Raw genomic sequence first — 16,960 nt, 5'->3', positions numbered from 1 at the left:
GGCTCATGCTTTCGCCGCCGTTCGCACGCGAGGATCGATCGCCGCGTAGAGCAGGTCGACGACGAGGTTGCCGACGATGACGAAGAACGCCGAGAGCAGCGTCACCGCCATGATGACCGGCTGGTCGTTCGACGAGATCGAGTCGGCGGTGAGCTTTCCCACGCCGTTGATGCCGAACACGGTCTCGGTGATCACCGCGCCGCCGAGAAGGCCCGCGACGTCCATCCCGAAGATCGTCACGATGGGGGTCAGTGCCGGGCGCAGCGCGTGGCGACGCCACACCAGGCTCGGCCGCAGCCCCTTCGCGTGCGCCGTGCGCACGAAGTTCTCCTGCAGGGTGTCGATCACGTTCGCTCGCGTGAGCCGCGTGTAGACGGCGGCATATCCGACCGCGAGCACGATCCACGGCATGAGGAAGTTCAGGAACCACTGCACCGGATCGTCGGCGAAGGGAACGGCCTGCGGAAACGGCAGCCAGGCGAGCGAGACGACGAGGACGAACTGCAGCGCGAGAGCGAGCACGTAGTTCGGGATCGACATCGACCCGAGCGTCAGCCCGGCGATGAACCGATCGGTGAACTTCCCCTCGCGCACCGCGCTGAGGACGCCCCCGACGACGCCGCCGACGAGCCAGAGCACCGCCGCCCCGATCGCGATCGTCGCCGAGATCGGCAGGCGCTGCACGATCATGTCGCCCACGAGCTGCCCGGTCTGGAACGAGTACCCGAGGCACGGGGCGCCGCACGCGACCGTCGCGCCCGCGATCTCGTACTCACGGCCGACGAACAGGCCCGAGAGGTACGTGAAGAACTGCGTGAGGAAGGGCTGGTCGAGCCCGAGGTTCGCCCGGATCTGGTCGATGCGCTCGGGCGTGCAGTTCTTGCCGCAGATCTGCACCGCCGGGTCGGGCGAGAGCACGAAGAAGATCACGAACGTGAACAGCGTCACGAGGAACAGCACCACGACCATGCCGGTCGCGCGCGAGAGGACGAAGCGGGTCACGCGCGCACCTCCGCGCTGCCGACGAGCGCGCGGATGCGGTCGCCCAGGGTCGTGAACGAGAGCACCAGGAGGAAGAGGAAGGCGCCCGGGATGAGGAAGTACATGGGATCGACGGCGTACCAGGGCGCCGCCGAAGCGATCATCTGACCCCAGCTGGGGGTCGGCGGCACGACGCCCACGCCGAGGAACGAGAGCCCCGCCTCGGTGCCGACGTAGCCCGGCACCGCGAGGGTCGCCATGACGATGATCGTCGACGAGAGGTTCGGCAGGATCTCGCGGAAGATGATCTGCACGCTCGACGCACCCGACGCACGAGCCGACTCGACGAACTCGCGCTCCTTGAGCGAGAGCGTCTGCGAGCGCACGATGCGGGCGAGGTAGGGCCAGCCGAACAGCGAGATCACGACGACGAGCAGCAGCACGCGATTGTCGGCGGGGAGCGCCGAGAGGATCGCGATCATGAAGATGAGCGCCGGGAAGGCCATGAGGAACTCCATGACCCGCGAGATGACCGTGTCGACCCAGCCGCCGAGGTAACCCGCCAGCATCCCGAACACGACTCCGAGCACCGTCGTCAGCAGCGTCGCCGAGAGGGCGACCGTCATCGAGACCTGGGCGCCGTAGACGATGCGGGCGAAGATGTCGCGGCCGTTGCCGGGCTCGACGCCGAACCAGTGCTCGGCGCTGATGCCGCCGAGCAGCCCGATCGGGATCGCGCCCATGTTGGGATCGATCGCGCTCTGGTCGAACTGGTAGGGCGACCAGCCGCTGATCTGGACGATGAGGGGAGCGAACACCGCCATGAGCAGCACGAGCACGATGTAGGCCAGCGACAGCATCGCGGGCACATCGGTGAGGAAGCCTCGGAGGAGTTTCCGGCCGGACGCCGGACGGGATTCCACCGACTCATCGAGAGTGGGATCACCGCCCGGCGTGGCCTCGACCTCGAGGGGGGCCGAATTGAAGGTCATGTCAGCCCTTCGAGGGGTCCTTCAGACCGACGATCGTGAGGTCGGTCATGTTGGTGTTGGGGATGTAGCCGGCGATGTTCGACCCCGGCAGGAAGATGCCGTTCTCGAACACCATCGGGGCGATCGGCGCGAGCTCCATGATCTGCTTGTCGAGCTCGCCCCACGCCTCGTTGGCGGCGTCCACGTCGGTCATCGCGCGGATCTCGGCGATCCGGTCGTTGACGGCCGCATCGTTGAGCTGGGCGAGGTTCTGGTTGCCCTTCTCGGTGATGCCCGCGCCGTCGAACAGCGGCGGGATGAAGGTGCTGGCGCTCGAGGCCCAGTCCGGGCACCACCCGGTGATCGCAGCGTTGTTCTGCTGCGACGGCGTCGCGATCGTCTCGTAGTAGATCGAGGTGTCGATGACGTTGAGCTTCACGTTCGCCCCGATGCGCTCGAGGCCCTGCTGCACCGCCTCGGCCTGCGCCTGCGCGACGGGGTTCGAGCGGATGTCGAGCGTGAACTCGAACCCGTCGCCGAGCCCGGCCTCCTCCAACAGCGCCATGGCCTCGTCGACGTCGCCGGTGTTGTCGTCGGAGGGGTACAGGTCGTAGTCCAGGTGACCGCTGACGGCGGGCGGAATGATCGTCGTCGCGACATCCGCCAGCTGATTCCCGCCCGAGGCGTTCTGGATGCTGGCACGGTCGAGCGCCCAGTTCACGGCCTGGCGCACGCGGACGTCGTCGAACGGCGGCTTCGACGTGGTGAGCGACATGTAGGTCGTGCAGTACGCGGGGGCGGTGATGGCACGCTCCTGCAGCTGCGGCGTCTGGATGCGGGGCAGCGTGGCGCCCGCGATCTTGCCCGCGATCGCGTTCTGGTCGGCGCCCTGACCGGCGATCATGCGCTCGTCGATCGTCGCGCCGTCGATGCCGATGTCGAACTGCCACTGGTCGGGGTACGCCTTGCGGACGTCGTCGGTCTCGGGCTCCCAGTGCTCGTTGCGCACGAGCTTGATGGTGCTGCCGGGGGTGTAAGCGTCGAGCGTGTAGGGGCCCGAGGCGATGACGTCGTTGATGAACTCGTCGCCTCCGCCGGAACCGATCGGGAAGGGCACGGCATTGGGCTGGGCGAGCACGTTGTCGAACTCGGGGAACGGGGCCTTGAGGTGGAAGACGATCGTCTTCTCATCCGGGGTCTCGATCGTCGGGAGGTCGCCCGAGACGTACGGGCCCTGGTAGTCCGCGGGCGCGTCGATGACGGACTTCAGGTAGGGCGAGCCGATGCCGATCTGCGGGTCCCACGCGCGAGAGATGCCGAACTCCATCTCGGCGGACGTGATCGGGTCGCCGTTGTCGAAGAAGAGGTCGTCCTTCAGCGTGTAGGTCCAGGTGAGTCCGTCGTCGGAGACCTCGCCGAGACCTGTCGCGAGGTCGGGCACGATGGCGTTCGGGTCATCCGAGTCGCCGGCGGCCTGCATCGTGAGGCCGCGGTAGAGCAGACGGTAGAACGCGTTGACGCCGCCGTCCCAGCCGCGGGCCGGGTCGAGGTACGAGAAGTCGGCGTTCTGGAGCATGTGGACGGTTCCGCCGGCCTGCGGCGTGCCGTCGGTGCCGGTCTGCTGCGGCGAACCGCCGCCGCCGGCGCCGCACGCCGTGAGGGCGAGTGCCATGGCCGTTCCCGCGGCGAGGATGCCGGCGAATCTCCTGGTGGTGGTCATCGGTGGACCTTCCCTTTCTCTGCTCCATTGCGTCGAGTGCTGTCCATAAAACAACATCACGGTGCAATGTGCAATTGCACGATCACGCTGCATCCGTTCTACCGAGTCGAGCGGGTCGGGGAGGGCGGTGTGACACGATCGTCACGAGATCCGGCCGTCTTTTCACACGCCCGAAACACGACGGGCGTCGGTCGCGGCGCGCGAGACTCGGAGAATCACGGCGATATCGGATGCCTTCGCGGCATCACTCCGACGCCGACGACATCCTCCGACGTTCGCGAGGCAGCGCGGCTGCGGTCAGGGAAGCGGGCAGATCGCGACCGAGGCGAGGTCGCCGTCCATCTGCTCGGGCGTCCAGGGCAGACCCGCCGGTGGGGCGGTCTCTCCCGAGGCGGCGGGCGCCTTCGACGCGATCGCGGCGAGCTCCCACCCGAGCACGCGGATCGCCTCGGCCGAGGCGCGGGAGTTGTTCAGCACGGCGACGACGGTCAGGCCCGTCTCACGGTCGGCGAAAGCCGCGGTCTGATACCCGGGGATCGAGCCGTACTGGCCGATGAGGGTGCCCGCCTGGTACGCGCCGCCGTCGACGGTGTACCAGGTCGGAACGTCCTCTCCGACGGGGATGGGCGAGCCGAACCGCTGGTCGTCGTCGAACGAGCGCAGGCCGGTTGCGAGTGCGCGCGCGTACCGCCCCAGGTCCGCGGCCGTCGAGACGACGCCCGACGATGTGAATCCAGCCGAGGGAGACCACGCGGTGAGGTCGGCAGCCGTCGCGCAATCGGGCGCACCCTCGGGGGTCAGCACCGACTGCGTGCCGTGCAGGCCGACGTCGGCCTGCCGATCCGGCAGCGACGACCCGCCCATGCCGAGGGGCTCGAAGACGTAGCGCTGGAACAGCTCCGCGGCGGTGCTGTTCGCGGCCCGCTCGAGAGCCATGCCGAGGAGGACATATCCGGCGTCCGAGTTGGCGAACGACGTACCGCCCGTCGGGCCCGAGGCAGCCAGCCCGTAGGCGAGGAGTTCGTGCGGAGCCCACGGACGCGCGGGATTCGCTTCCCACCGGGCCTGCAGACGCGGCTGGTACGACCCGAGTCCCGATGTGCTGTCGCAGAGCTGCTCGAGGGTCACGACCGGGGTGGCGGGGAATCCGACGATCCATTCCGTCACGGGGTCATCGAGCTCGACGGTGCCGTCTGCGGCCATGCCGTAGAGCACGTCGCACGTCATCGCGCGCGTGACCGGGCCGGCTTTGAAGGAGTCGTCTGCGGTGACCTCGGTTCCGTCGGGGTTGGTGCCGAAGCCGGCCACCCACTCGCCCGACCACGGCACCCAGACGCCGGCGATCGCGCCGGCCGAGCCGGTCATCGCCATCGCGCGCTCGACCGCGGCGGTGAGCTGCGCCCGCGTGTCGCCACCGATCTCGCCGTCGACCTGCGGGGGCATCTCGACACTGCTGACGCTCGCCGGAGCGCACGCCGAAAGACCGAGCGCGAGCGCGACCGCAACGGCGATCCCTGCGCTTCGACGGCGTCGAGTCGCACGCATTCCTGAGCCACCCCCCGAGATGTATGCCTCCAGTGAAGCACACCGCTCCTGTGGAACCCGCGAACCTAGGGTGGACGCATGACACACGCTTTCGACGCCGACGCCATCTCGGGTGTGCTCGGTCACATGAACGACGATCACCGCGCCGACAATCTCCTCATCGTGCGCGCGTTCGGCGAACCGGATGCCGCGGCGGCGACGATGACGTTCTTCGACGGCGATGGCGGGGATTGGCAGGCGATTCGGGCCGACGGCGGCACCCGGGAGCTCCGAGTGGCCTGGCCCGGTGGCCCGATCACGGAGCGTCGCGAGGTGCGCCGGGAGATCGTCGCGCTCTACGACGCCGCCTGCGAGCGCCTCGGTGTGGAGCCGCGCCCGCACGACTGAGCGTTACGAAGTCGTTAAGAGCTCGACGAAAAACCTTCAGGTTAGCTGTACCTAAGTGCTATCGTCGGGCCATGCTCGAACCGATCCCGTTCTCGACCGCTCTGCGCGAGCGGTCGAGCTCTGCGCACTCCGGCAGCGAAGGCGCCGGCTTCATGTCCGACCTCATGCGCGGCAAGGGCACGCGCGACGACTATGTCGCCCTGGTCGCGCAGCACTGGTTCATCTACGCAGCGCTCGAGGGCGCGGCATCCCGCATGGCGGCCGACCCGGTCGCCGCTCCGTTCATCAGCGAGAAGCTCACCCGGCTTCCCGCCCTCGAGGCCGACCTCGAGTTCCTCATCGGCCCGGACTGGCGCGAGCGGATCACTCCGCTGCCGACCACCGAGCGGTATGTCGCCCGCATCGACGAGGTCGGGGCCACCTGGGCCGGCGGCTTCGTCGCGCATCACTACACCCGGTACCTGGGCGACCTGTCGGGCGGGCTGTTCATCGGCAAGCTCATGGCCCGCCAGTTCGGGTTCGAGACCAACGGCATCGGGTTCTACATCTTCGGCGACATCGCCGATCCGGCCGCGTTCAAAGAGCGCTATCGCGAGCAGCTCGACGCCGCGCCGTGGGACGAGGCCGAGCAGCAGCGGGTGATCGACGAGGTGCTCGTCGCCTACCAGTTCAACACCGACCTGTTCACCGACCTCGCGCGGGCGAAGGACGCGGCCGCAGCGGCATCCGGGGCCTCCGTCGTGGCGTGACCCTGCCGGTCACATGCCGGCCGCGCGGACGGCGGCCATGAACCGCCGTACGTCGTGATCGACCAGGATGTCGCTGGGCCGGAGCGGCCGCGACAGGTAGAGCCCGTCGAGCGAGGTCAGGCGTGAGAGCGCCACGTAGGTCTGCCCCGGCGCGAAGGCACCCGATCCGAGGTCGACGATCGCGCGGTCGTAGGTCTTGCCCTGAGACTTGTGGATCGTCACAGCCCACGCCAGCCGCAGCGGGAACTGCGTGAACTCCGCGACGATCTCGCGCGTCAGCTTGCGCGAGCCGGGATCGTAGGCGTAGCGGAACCTCTCCCACACCGCGGGCTCGACGTCGTGCTCCTCGCCGTCGAGCTCGACGCGCACCGACGACCCCGCGATGCGGGTGACGGTGCCGATCGAGCCGTTCACCCAGCGGGGGCCGTCGCCGGCGTACCCCGCGACGTCGTTGCGGAGGAACATCACCTGCGCACCGACCTTCAGCTGCAGCTCGGGGTCGGCCGGGTACGACGTCTCGCCGCGGCCGAAGTCGCCGCTCACGTCGGCCTTCGCCGTCTGCACCGGGCCGGTGAGCGCGTCGAGGTGACGCTGGTTGATGCGGTTGACGGCGTCGTTGCGCGTGGCGAGCGTGATCACGGGAGGCTCGTCGCCGGTGGGCGGCGGCGGCGTGCGGGCTCCCGCCGCATTGAGCGCCGCGGCGATGTCGGCCGTGACGACGCCGTACCGCACGGCGTTCAGCATCTCCTTGAAGCCCGGGTCGGCCTGACGGTGGATCTCCCCCAGCTCCGCGATGTGCAGCGGGGCGCCGACCCGTCCGAGATCGAGCAGTCCGTCCGAGCGGATGGCGCCGGCCTCCGCCTTGGGCCCCGCCCACACCTGCGCGTCGAAGAACCAGAACGACCGGTAGTGGTCGCGGATGTATTTCAGCTCGTCGCCGCGGGGCGGCACCGGCGACAGCTGATACGGATCACCGAACATGACGATCTGCACACCGCCGAACGCCTCGGAGCGCCGTCGGCGCGCCTGCCGGAGCGACCGGTCGATCGCATCCATCACGTCGGCGTTGACCATCGAGATCTCGTCGATGACGAGCGTGTCGATCGCGTTCAGGATGCGGCGGGTCGGCTCGGACTGCTCCAGCTCGCTGTCAGCGACGAGACCGATCGGCAGCCGGAAGAGGGAGTGGATCGTCTGACCCTCGACGTTGAGTGCGGCGACCCCCGTCGGCGCGCAGATCGCGATCTGCTTGTCGGTGTTCCACGCCAGGTGCTGCAGCAGCGTCGACTTGCCGGTGCCCGCGCGTCCGGTGACGAAGACGTGGTCTCGGGTCGTCTCGATGCGTCGGAACAGCGCCTCCTGCTCAGCGGAGAGAGGCGGCAAGGTCACCGATTCATGGTAGCCACAGGTGAGCCTTCCTAGACTTGTGCTGTGCACGAGGGGCAGACGACTCCGGACGCCGCGATCGGCGACGATGAGTCGAGCGCGCCCGAAAGCGTGCGACGAACCGGACAGGGCCGGCGACGGGGCCGGCGACGCCTTGCTTTCGACCTCACCGCGATCGGGCTCCTCTCGGTGCTCGCCCTCGGCGCGCTCGGCGTCGGCGGTGTCGCGGTGTACCGCACGCTCTACAGCCCTGCGGCCTTCGTCGAGCGCTACCTGTCGCTGCTGAGCAGCGGCAGCGCCGCCGATGCGCTGCGACTGCCCGGCGTCGCCATGGACTCCGCCGAGCTCGCCGCGGCGGACCTGCCGTCGACGACATCCGAGGTGCTGCTGCGCCGCGCTGCCCTCGCACCGCTGTCCGAGGTCTCGGTCATCGGTGAGCGCGTCCGCGGCGACGTGACCGAGATCACCGTCACCTACCTCGCGAACGGTCATCGCGGCCGCACCCAGTTCGACGTCGAGCAGGACGGCTGGATCGGCGTCGCCCCGGCGTGGCGCTTCGCGCACAGTCCCCTCTCGGCGATCGACCTCACGGTGCGAGGAGCCACGCGGTTCTCCGTCAACGGCTTCGAGCTCGATACCCGGCAGGTCGCGCCCGAGGGCGTGGATGCCGACCCGCTCGTGCCCGTGTCGATGCTCGTGTTCTCTCCCGGCGCCTACTCCATCTCGGTCGACACCCCGACGGCGCAGACGCCCGGAGTGGCCGTGCTCTCGGATGCCCCGCAGAAATCCGTGCCGGTCGATCTGCAGACCGAGCCCACGCCGGAGTTCATCGAGGTCGTGCAAGACCGCGTCGACGAGTTCCTCGCCTCCTGCGCGACCCAGCAGGTGCTGCAGCCGACGGGATGCCCGTTCGGCTACTTCGTCCGCAACCGCGTCGAGGGCGCCCCGCAGTGGTCGATCGCACAGAATCCCGAGATCGAGGTCGTGCCCGACGGCGCGCAGTGGGCGATCCCGAGCACCCGCGCGGTCGCCCACATCGACGTCGACATCCGCTCGATCTACGACGGACGACTCAACGAGGTCTCGGAGGACGTCGAGTTCTTCCTGACCGGCAAGATCACGATCCTCCCCGACGGCACGGCATCCATCCAGGTGTCGGCCGACCAGGGCTGATCGGCGTCAGCGGCTGCGCGCGGCGTCTCGGCGGGCCAGCTCGGCGAGACGCTCGTTGTACTCGTCGAGCTCGGTGTCGCCGGCTCGCTCGACCTGCCGGTCACGGCGGCGCTGCATCCGGTCGTCCGAGCGGCTCCACTGGATCGCGACCGTGATCGCGAGGATCAGCGTCGGGATCTCACCGACCGACCAGGCGACACCACCGCCGATGTACTGGTCCTCGAGCGGCGTCGGCCCCCACATGCGGCCCATCGAGCCGAACCACTCCGCGGCGAACAGGCCGGACGACATCATGATCGCCATGCCGAAGAAGGCGTGGGTCGCCATGACCGCGATGAGCGTGAGGAGCCGGAAGGGGTAGGGCAGACGGTAGGGCACGGGGTCGATGCCGATGAGCGACAGCACGAACAGGTAGCCCGAGATCAGGAAGTGGGCGACCATCCACTCGTGCCCGATGTGGTCGTACAGCGTCCAGCGGAACAGGTCGGTGTAGTAGAAGACCCAGAGCGAGCCGACGAACATGACCGCGGCGAACGCGGGGTGGGTGACGACTTTCGAGAAGGGCGTGTGGACGGCCCAGAGGATCCACTCTCGGCCGCCGCGCGTCCCGTCGTCGCGCTTGCGGATCGCGCGGGCCGCCAGCGTCACCGGCGCCCCCGCGACGAGGCACAGGGGGATCGCCATCGAGAGCAGCATGTGCCCCACCATGTGCAGGCTGAAGAGGTAGTCCTGGTAGGCGTTGATGGGCCCGCTGGTCACCCAGAGCAGCAGGAGCAGGCCGAAGACCCACAGGGCGGTCCGGTAGATCGGCCACCGGTCGCCGCGCTTGCGCAGCCGCCGCACCCCGGCGAGGTAGAAGAACAGACCGAACGCGACGGCGAAGACCCAGAGCAGATCGACATCCCACATCGTGAACCAGCGCTCGATCGTCAGCTCGGGCGGCAGCACGGTGCCGGTCAGGATCTGGGCCGGGGTCTGCTGCTCGGGAAGAGTCGTGTCGACGGGCGGAGGCGTCCGCGCGAGAGCCGCGGCCGCGCCGCTCGCGATGCCCATGAAGACGATCTCGACGGTCACGAGGAGCCAGAACACGCGTGCGGCACCCGACGACGCGAGCTTGGCGATGAGCCGGCCCCGGTACGACGCACCGAGGACACCCATCGCGATGAGGGCGACGACCTTGACGAGCAGGACAGCACCGTAGGGCGAGAAGAGATTCGCGGGCGAGAGGATCGCGACGGCGGCTCGGACCGTTCCCGAAACCGCGACGACGACGAACGCGACGAGGGCGATGCTCGAGTACCGCGACACGATGGCGACCATGTCGGCTCGGTCGACGACGGGCCGGATGATCACGAGCAGCAGCAGCCCACCGAGCCACACCGCCGCGGCGACGATGTGCAGGGCGAGGGCGGTGACCGCGATGTTGTGGTTCGCCTCCTCGCCCGAGTGTCCCTGCGTCGCCATCGGGATGAGGGATGCGGCGGCGAGGATGCCGACGATCAGCGTCGAGGTCCAGCCGCGGACGGCGAACGTCAGCACCGTCAGCACCGCGCCCGCGATCGTCGTCAGCAGCCAGGCGCGCCCGGCCTCGGTGTCGACGAGGAACCGGCCGAGCTGCTGGCCGAACTCCGCGCTCGCGCTCGGAGCTGCGCCCAGGAGGTTCAGGAAGGTGAAGAACGCGGTGCCGGCGCTCGCGACGGTGAAGACCGCCGCCGAGATCGACGCGGTGTCGAGGGCCGTGTCGAACGGGCGCTCGCCCGCGCGCAGGGCGAACAGCGCCACGACGAGGGAACCGACCATGCCGGCTGCCGCCAGATTGACGACGAGCTTGATGATCGGCAGGCCCCAGCGCACGACCGGTCCCGGGTCGAGCAGCTGCAGCGGTGCGGCGCCGCCTCCGGCCGCGAGGCCGATGAGGACGACGATGAGAGCCGACACAGCGAGGATCGCCGGTCCGGCGAGACGCTGCGCTCGGGATTCCACCCCACCAGCCTACGGCGGCCGGGAGGTCTGAGCCTCTCAGCCGCGAGGTCCCGGCGGGCGGGCGGGAACGACGGAGGGGGACGCCGTACGGCATCCCCCTCCGGTGAATCGTCGTCGATTACTTGACGGCGGCCTTCAGCTTCGAGCCGGCGGTCACCTTGACGCGCTTGCCCGCGGCGATCTTGATCTCCTCGCCGGTCTGCGGGTTGCGGCCGGTGCGAGCGGCGGTGTCGACCTGCTCGAAGGCGATCCAGCCCGGGATCGAGACCTTGCTGCCCTTGGCGACGGCCTCGGAGACGGTCGTGAAGAGCGAGTCGAGCACGCCCGAGACGGCGGCCTGGCTCTGACCGGTGGCGCTGGCGATGCTCGCGACGAGCTCGGTCTTGGTGATGGACTTGTCAGCCATAGGGTTGTCCTCCAGACGGCGGACGACGGACGCGCCGCCGACAGCGTGGGTGGTTCCCGGGGGACTCGCGTCCCACGGTTGGTCGTTCGACCGGTCCCGAATATACGCGGATTCCGCGGAATCTCGCGGATTTACCGGCTTCGGGGGCCGCTTTCACCCGGCGTGTCGCCCGTTTTCGGGGCGCGTGGGACGGATGTGACGTTCGCGGGGGTCAGATCCGCCGGAGGGCGGCGACGACCTCCGCCTCCCAGCGACGCGCGGCGGGAAGCGCTCCGACGAAGATCGGGGTGTCGTGCGTGACGCCTAGGTACCGGGTCGCACTCGCCGCCACGCCGGCGCGGCGAAGCTTCGCGGCATAGGCCGCACCGTCGCCGCGCAACGGGTCGTACTCGGCCGTGAGGATGACCGCCGGCGGCAGGTCGGCGAGCGAATCGGCGCGCATCGGCGACGCGTACGACTCGTGCGCGCGCGAGCGGTCGCCGAGGTACGTGCGGGCGACCGAGACGAGCTCGCGCAGCGCGATGAAGGCCGGGATGCCGAGCGCGTAGGTCGCGCGCAGATCGATGAACCGCCCGGTGAGGTCGGTCACCGGCACCTCGAGGATCTGCACGGCGACCGGCAGCCGCGCACGGTCGCGGTTCATGAGCGTCAGCACGGCGGCGATGTTCCCGCCCGCGGACGACCCCGAGATGCCGACGCGGTCCGGGTCGATGCCGAGCGTCGCCGCCTCGTCGTGCAGCCACTCCCACGCGGCGTACGCCTGCTCGATCTGGGTCGGATAGCGATGCTCGGGCGCGAGCGAGTAGTCGACCGCGATCAGCACGACCCCGGATGCGTCGGCACGGCGTCGGCACGCGGCATCCGCCGTCGGGTAGTCGATGCCGCCGATACGGAACGCCCCGCCGCCGAAGACCAGGCACGCCGGCGCAGGCTCTCCCTCGACCAGGGTGCTCGGACGGTAGACCCGGACGCGCACGTCGGGGTATCCGGCCACGGGGACGACGTGCTCGGACGTGGCGATCCCGGGTCCCGGTGTACCGACCGTGCGGAGCTCCTGGCGGTCCCAGGCGAGCGCCGCCTTGCGGTGACGCTCGCGCGGGGTGAGCGGGCGCTTGCCGCCGGGCTTGGCGGGAGCCGGGGTCGGCGCGGGGGTCGGCGCGGGCTCGGGGCGCCCTGCTGACGCGGATGCTGCTGCCGCGGACGTCGCCGCGGGCGCGGTGCCCGGCACGCCTTCGGCGGCGGGAGACCGCGGCATCCGCGGCATCCGCTCGGCCACCGCCGACGTGACGGACCGCCAGGCCTGACGCAGGAGGTACCGCCGGTGCGTGCGCAGCCGCTCGGCGAAGAACGGATCGAGCGGCATGGTCAGTCTCCGTCCGTTCGCCCGGTGCGCTCGTCGAGCTCGCGCAGCCGCCGGAGCTTCGACCACGGCACGAAGACGATCCACATCACCGACGCGATCGCGCCACCCATGATCATCGAGCTGACGTCCATCCTCCGACCGTAGCCGCTGTCACGGATGCCCGTTCCCGTGGACGGCACGGCTGTTCGCCGAGGAGGCGTCGCGCGGGAACGACGAAGCCCCCGTCCCGACGAATCGGTACGGGGGCTTCGGTGCTCTACGCGGGTTGGCTTACCAGCTCGAGGTGCTTTACGCGGGCTGGCTTACCAGCTCGACTTGGTCACACCGGGCAGCTCGCCCTTGTGCGCCATGTCGCGGAAGCGAACGCGCGAGATGCCGAACTTCGAGAGGTGGCCACGGGGGCGACCGTCGATGGCGTCACGCTTGCGGATGCGGACCGGCGACGCGTTGCGCGGGAGCTTCTGCAGGCCGACGCGGGCAGCCTCGCGGGCCTCGTCGGTCGCGTTCGGGTCGACGAGGGTCTTCTTCAGCTCGGCACGCTTCTCGGCGTAGCGGGCGACGACCTCTTCACGCTGGTTGTTGCGCGCGATCTTGCTCTTCTTAGCCATGAGATCAGCGCTCCTCTCGGAATTCGACGTGCTTGCGGATCACCGGGTCGTACTTCTTGAGCACGATGCGGTCGGGGTTGTTGCGACGGTTCTTACGCGTCACGTAGGTGTACCCCGTACCGGCGGTCGAACGGAGCTTGATGATCGGACGTACGTCCTGAGCCTTCTTCGCCATTAGAGCTTCACACCCTTCGCGATGAGGTCCTTGACGACCGACTCGATGCCGCGGGCGTCGATGACCTTGATGCCCTTAGCCGACACGTTCAGCGTGATCTTGCGACCGAGCGAAGGAACGTAGTAGGTCTTCTTCTGCACGTTCGGGTCGAAGCGACGCTTCGTCCGGCGGTGCGAGTGCGAGATGTTGTGACCGAAGCCGGGAACTGCTCCGGTCACCTGGCACACTGCTGCCATAGTGATTCTCCTTAGTACCGTGACACCGGACGGTGCCACCCAAGATCCCTTGTCTGCACCCGCGCCTCATCCGGCCGTTTCGGGCCTGTGATGGGGAGTGGGTACGTACTGCGTGCTGGAGTGCGCGCAGACAAACAGTCAGTCTAGCACGCGACGGCGTGTCGCCTTGACCGGGCGACCGGCCGGAGGGGACCCGCGGATGCCGCGTCGGCACGGTCTGCCATACTGCCGCTATGTCGCCGGAGGTCGAGGCTCCCCTTCGGCGCTGGCTCTTCGACGGACGGTTGCGGCACTATCAGGCCGACGTGCTCGAACGGGTCGACCCCTCCGGCTCCGGTCCGCTGCACATCGTCGCTCCGCCCGGTTCGGGCAAGACCCTGCTCGGGCTCCTGCTCGCGATGCGGCGCGGGACGCGGACCCTCGTCCTCGCCCCGACGATCACCATTCGCGACCAGTGGGCCGCCGAGGCGCGGCGGCTGGCCCCCGAGGCCGGCGCCGTCTCGACCACGAGCGAAGCCCCGGGCGAACTGACGGCGCTGACATACCAGTCGCTGAGCGTGCTCGACGGCGAGAATCCCCTCGCAGCGCTCGCCCACGAGCGCTGGCTGCGCGAACTCGAGGCGGACGGCCGGTCGACGGATGCGGCATCCGCCTGGCTCGACGCTCTGCGCTCGGGCAACCACCGCGCGTACGCCGCCGGGATAGCCCGGCGCTCGCGCACGCTGCGACGCCGCATCGCCCAGGAGGACCCGGGCGCCCTGTCGCGCGCACTGCACCCCAATGCTCGCGCGCTGATCGAGAGCCTCGTCGACCACGGCGTCGACACCGTCGTCCTCGACGAGTGCCATCACCTGCTCGACCACTGGGCGCTCGTCGTCGCGGCTCTGGTGGCACGGCTGCGCGACGCGGGCAGGTCTCCGCTCGTGGTCGGCCTGACCGCGACGCTCCCCTCGCCCGACGACGGCAACGCGTACGACAACTACACCTCGCTCCTCGGCGAGGTCGACTACGAGGTGCCTATCCCTGCGGTCGTCCGCGAGGGCAATCTCGCCCCGTACCGCGAGTACGTGCGGTTCGTCGAGCCGACGACGGACGAGCTCGCGTTCCTGTCGGGCGCCGCCACCGGCCTCGCGGTGCTCATCCGCTCGACCTTCGCCCACGGCGACGGGGCCGCACATCTCATCGGGATGCTCCAGCCTCCGGCCGAGGGCAAGGCCGGCGCGGATGCGGACGGCGACGCCGAGACGCCGGGGCCGGCGCTCGCTCCCCCGCCGCCGGCCTCATCGGCACGCGCGGCGCCGAACGACGCCGACATCCGCCTCGCACGAGCCTTCGCCGACGATTTCGCGGGCGCCGAGGCTGCGGCGGCGATGCTCGCGACCGTCCATCCCGACCATCCACTCGTCGCACGCCTGCCGACCGCAGCGCGACGAAAGCCGACGACGGAGGAATCGCTGCGACTGCTGGGCCGTTTCGCGCTCGACCGCGTGCTGCCCGACCCGGCCGCCCGAGACCGGTGGGATCGGATCCGGTCGGCACTCGCCGACTTCGGCTTCTCGCTGACCGACCGTGGCCTGCGCCGCACGCGCGACCCCATCGACACGATGCTGGCGTCATCGCTGTCGAAGGACCGCGCGGTGTGCGACATCCTCCGCCTCGAACGCGACCGGATGGGCACGCGCTTGCGCGCACTGGTCGTGTCCGATTTCAGCGAGCACGGCAACCGCCACGGTGGACTCGTCAGCCGCGCGGGCGCGTTGCGGACCTTCGACGTCCTGGCGACGGATGCCGCGACCGCCGACCTGCGCGGTGCCCTGGTCACCGGATCGACGACGCGCATCGCGACGCGTCACGCCGGTTCGTTGGCTGAAGCGTGGACGGCGGCCCTGGGGGTCGAGGTGGCGACCGCGGCCGTCGCCGAGAATCCGGCGGTGACCGAGATCTCCGCTCCCGGCGTCGGTGCCGCGGGCTTCGTCCATGCCGCCGCGACCCTGCTGAGCCGCGGCCAGCTCGACGTCGTCGTCGGCACCCGCGGCCTCTTCGGCGAGGGGTGGGACTGTCCCGCGGTGAACACGCTCATCGATCTGTCATCGGTGGCGACAGCCCCCGCGACGCAGCAGCTGCGCGGACGCGCGTTGCGCCTCGACCCGGACTGGCCCGAGAAGGTCGCGCATATCTGGACGGTCACCGCGTTGCTCCCGCCGTCCTCGCCGATCGACGCGGCCCCCGATCTCTCGCGACTGCGGCGCAAGCAGGCGCGCCTGTGGGGCGTGCACCGCGACGATCCCCGCCGCATCGTCCGCGGCCTCGCCGGCGCACTGACGGCCGAGCAGCGACGCCTGCTCGCGCCGGGTTCTCTCCCGTCGGCGGACGAGCTCAATTCCCTGACGGTCGTCGAGCCGCGAGAGCTCTCGCGGGCGTCATGGCAGATCGGAACGGACTATCTGGACCGGGAGTCGACGGAGACCGTGATCGTCCGGCGCGCCGCCGACCCCACCTTCCGAACGCGGCGCCGAGCGGATGCCGTGCTCGGGGCCGGCACGGCAACGGCGGGCATTGTCGCCGCGGCGGCGCTCGCGCTCATGGTCGCCGGCGTGGTCGGCGCGGTCGGCGTGGCCGGGGTCGCGGCCGGGGCGGTGGCGCTGACCGGCGCCGTGGCCGCCGGTGCGCCGGTCGCTCGCGCCTGGTGGCGCTCCCGTCGAGCCCACGCTGAGGCGCCGGAGCTGTATCGCCGCATCGCGCGCACCGTCGTGGCCGCATTGCAGCGCGCGGGACGCATCGGCGACCGGGCGACGCCGGAGGTGAACGTCGAGCGACCGACGGATGCCGGCGGCTTCCAGCACCTCGAACTGCGCCTGACCCATGCCACCCTCGCCGAGCAGCACGTCTTCGTCGGAGCGATGTCGGAGCTGCTCGGACCGATACGCACGCCGCGATTCTTGCTGCAGGTGGATGCCGGCGGCCGATCGCCCCTCGTACGGTGGCTGCTGAAGCGCGCCCGTGTTGGGAGCGGTGCGCGCGGCGGGGGTGGCGGGCAGGGCCGGTCGCAGTTCTTGGCCGTGCCCGCGTCGTTCGGCATGGCCGGCGGGCGTCTGCGCTCCTTCGCGGAGGATTGGCAGCGGACCGTCGGTCCGTGCACGGTCCATTTCGTCGACAGCCCGGAAGCACTCGCCCTCCTGGCAGAGGCGCGTCGCGGGGGCGCGGTGGCGGGCGATCTCGCCGTCATCGAACGCTGGGACTGACGCGGTGGAGCACTCTGGCGCGGTGCACGTTTTGG

At 70.0% G+C, this 16,960-nt stretch carries 16 protein-coding genes; 4 read left to right on the top strand and 12 right to left on the bottom strand.

Going from position 1 to position 16,960, the window contains the following annotated elements:
• Positions 1 to 3: 3 nt before the first annotated feature.
• The 4 genes from ACLBWJ_RS10075 to ACLBWJ_RS10060 all read right to left on the bottom strand — a co-directional run bounded on the left by ACLBWJ_RS10075 (position 4) and on the right by ACLBWJ_RS10060 (position 5,115).
• Complete coding sequence (locus ACLBWJ_RS10075) at positions 4 to 1,002, bottom strand: ABC transporter permease (RefSeq protein WP_274179471.1); 999 nt, start codon at positions 1,000 to 1,002, stop codon at positions 4 to 6.
• On the bottom strand, positions 999 to 1,973 hold the full coding sequence (locus tag ACLBWJ_RS10070) for an ABC transporter permease (RefSeq protein WP_447660235.1): 975 nt from the start codon (positions 1,971 to 1,973) through the stop codon (positions 999 to 1,001). The genes ACLBWJ_RS10075 and ACLBWJ_RS10070 overlap by 4 nt, the downstream gene beginning before the upstream one ends.
• A 1-nt stretch (position 1,974) precedes the next feature.
• Positions 1,975 to 3,672, bottom strand: a complete 1,698-nt coding sequence (locus ACLBWJ_RS10065; protein WP_447660234.1) for an ABC transporter substrate-binding protein — start codon at positions 3,670 to 3,672, stop codon at positions 1,975 to 1,977.
• Positions 3,673 to 3,969: 297 nt separating this feature from the next.
• Positions 3,970 to 5,115 (bottom strand): serine hydrolase domain-containing protein, encoded by a 1,146-nt coding sequence (locus tag ACLBWJ_RS10060; protein WP_447660233.1) that lies wholly within the window; start codon positions 5,113 to 5,115, stop codon positions 3,970 to 3,972.
• 180 nt (positions 5,116 to 5,295) lie between these two features.
• Between ACLBWJ_RS10060 and ACLBWJ_RS10055 the strand changes: the two genes are divergently transcribed.
• A complete protein-coding gene (locus tag ACLBWJ_RS10055) occupies positions 5,296 to 5,604 on the top strand; it encodes a DUF2470 domain-containing protein (protein ID WP_274179474.1) in 309 nt (102 codons plus the stop codon).
• Between the two features lie 71 nt (positions 5,605 to 5,675).
• Entirely contained in the window at positions 5,676 to 6,353 is a 678-nt protein-coding gene (locus ACLBWJ_RS10050) for a biliverdin-producing heme oxygenase (protein WP_112617619.1), read from the top strand.
• A 9-nt stretch (positions 6,354 to 6,362) separates the two neighbouring features.
• On the opposite strand, the gene ACLBWJ_RS10045 is transcribed toward ACLBWJ_RS10050, so the two are convergent.
• Entirely contained in the window at positions 6,363 to 7,742 is a 1,380-nt protein-coding gene (locus ACLBWJ_RS10045) for an ATP-dependent DNA helicase (protein ID WP_112617618.1), read from the bottom strand.
• A gap of 42 nt (positions 7,743 to 7,784) precedes the next feature.
• Here ACLBWJ_RS10045 and ACLBWJ_RS10040 point away from each other — a divergent pair, with 42 nt between their 5' ends.
• Positions 7,785 to 8,912 (top strand): hypothetical protein, encoded by a 1,128-nt coding sequence (locus tag ACLBWJ_RS10040; RefSeq protein ID WP_447660232.1) that lies wholly within the window; start codon positions 7,785 to 7,787, stop codon positions 8,910 to 8,912.
• A 6-nt stretch (positions 8,913 to 8,918) separates the two neighbouring features.
• On the opposite strand, the gene ACLBWJ_RS10035 is transcribed toward ACLBWJ_RS10040, so the two are convergent.
• The 7 genes from ACLBWJ_RS10035 to rpmB form a co-directional block, all read right to left on the bottom strand.
• The gene (locus ACLBWJ_RS10035; protein ID WP_404568512.1) at positions 8,919 to 10,895 is read right to left on the bottom strand and encodes a cytochrome c oxidase assembly protein; all 1,977 of its coding nucleotides are present in this window, start codon (positions 10,893 to 10,895) and stop codon (positions 8,919 to 8,921) included.
• A 118-nt stretch (positions 10,896 to 11,013) separates the two neighbouring features.
• Complete coding sequence (locus tag ACLBWJ_RS10030) at positions 11,014 to 11,301, bottom strand: HU family DNA-binding protein (RefSeq protein ID WP_036304753.1); 288 nt, start codon at positions 11,299 to 11,301, stop codon at positions 11,014 to 11,016.
• 211 nt (positions 11,302 to 11,512) lie between these two features.
• Positions 11,513 to 12,664: an alpha/beta hydrolase gene (locus tag ACLBWJ_RS10025; protein ID WP_447660231.1), complete on the bottom strand. Its 1,152-nt coding sequence runs from the start codon at positions 12,662 to 12,664 to the stop codon at positions 11,513 to 11,515.
• 2 nt (positions 12,665 to 12,666) lie between these two features.
• On the bottom strand, positions 12,667 to 12,795 hold the full coding sequence (locus ACLBWJ_RS10020) for a hypothetical protein (RefSeq protein WP_258524735.1): 129 nt from the start codon (positions 12,793 to 12,795) through the stop codon (positions 12,667 to 12,669).
• 171 nt (positions 12,796 to 12,966) lie between these two features.
• On the bottom strand, positions 12,967 to 13,272 hold the full coding sequence (gene rpsN / locus ACLBWJ_RS10015; RefSeq protein WP_112617610.1) for a 30S ribosomal protein S14: 306 nt from the start codon (positions 13,270 to 13,272) through the stop codon (positions 12,967 to 12,969).
• Positions 13,273 to 13,276: 4 nt separating this feature from the next.
• Positions 13,277 to 13,447: a 50S ribosomal protein L33 gene (gene rpmG / locus ACLBWJ_RS10010; protein ID WP_005051772.1), complete on the bottom strand. Its 171-nt coding sequence runs from the start codon at positions 13,445 to 13,447 to the stop codon at positions 13,277 to 13,279.
• Positions 13,447 to 13,683, bottom strand: a complete 237-nt coding sequence (gene rpmB, locus ACLBWJ_RS10005; protein ID WP_005051771.1) for a 50S ribosomal protein L28 — start codon at positions 13,681 to 13,683, stop codon at positions 13,447 to 13,449. Before rpmB ends, rpmG begins: the two co-directional genes overlap by 1 nt.
• 233 nt (positions 13,684 to 13,916) lie before the next feature.
• On the opposite strand from rpmB, the gene ACLBWJ_RS10000 reads away from it, so the two are divergent.
• Positions 13,917 to 16,925, top strand: coding sequence for a DEAD/DEAH box helicase family protein (locus tag ACLBWJ_RS10000; protein ID WP_447660230.1), 3,009 nt, complete (start codon positions 13,917 to 13,919; stop codon positions 16,923 to 16,925).
• Positions 16,926 to 16,960 lie beyond the last annotated feature (35 nt).

The organism is Microbacterium sp. M4A5_1d (assembly GCF_053345465.1).
The sequence above is the reverse complement of the archived record's forward strand: the minus strand, read 5'-3'. Positions and strand labels throughout refer to the sequence as shown.

Bases quoted from the DNA above. Each gene is read 5' to 3' on its own strand.
- ACLBWJ_RS10020 (WP_258524735.1), bottom strand. From the start codon at position 12,795: ATGGACGTCAGCTCGATGATCATGGGTGGCGCGATCGCGTCGGTGATG.
- ACLBWJ_RS10070 (WP_447660235.1), bottom strand. From the start codon at position 1,973: ATGACCTTCAATTCGGCCCCCCTCGAGGTCGAGGCCACGCCGGGCGGT.
- rpmB (WP_005051771.1), bottom strand. From the start codon at position 13,683: ATGGCAGCAGTGTGCCAGGTGACCGGAGCAGTTCCCGGCTTCGGTCAC.
- ACLBWJ_RS10065 (WP_447660234.1), bottom strand. From the start codon at position 3,672: ATGACCACCACCAGGAGATTCGCCGGCATCCTCGCCGCGGGAACGGCC.
- rpsN (WP_112617610.1), bottom strand. From the start codon at position 13,272: ATGGCTAAGAAGAGCAAGATCGCGCGCAACAACCAGCGTGAAGAGGTC.
- ACLBWJ_RS10050 (WP_112617619.1), top strand. From the start codon at position 5,676: ATGCTCGAACCGATCCCGTTCTCGACCGCTCTGCGCGAGCGGTCGAGC.
- rpmG (WP_005051772.1), bottom strand. From the start codon at position 13,447: ATGGCGAAGAAGGCTCAGGACGTACGTCCGATCATCAAGCTCCGTTCG.
- ACLBWJ_RS10055 (WP_274179474.1), top strand. From the start codon at position 5,296: ATGACACACGCTTTCGACGCCGACGCCATCTCGGGTGTGCTCGGTCAC.
- ACLBWJ_RS10030 (WP_036304753.1), bottom strand. From the start codon at position 11,301: ATGGCTGACAAGTCCATCACCAAGACCGAGCTCGTCGCGAGCATCGCC.
- ACLBWJ_RS10025 (WP_447660231.1), bottom strand. From the start codon at position 12,664: ATGCCGCTCGATCCGTTCTTCGCCGAGCGGCTGCGCACGCACCGGCGG.
- ACLBWJ_RS10060 (WP_447660233.1), bottom strand. From the start codon at position 5,115: ATGCCCCCGCAGGTCGACGGCGAGATCGGTGGCGACACGCGGGCGCAG.
- ACLBWJ_RS10000 (WP_447660230.1), top strand. From the start codon at position 13,917: ATGTCGCCGGAGGTCGAGGCTCCCCTTCGGCGCTGGCTCTTCGACGGA.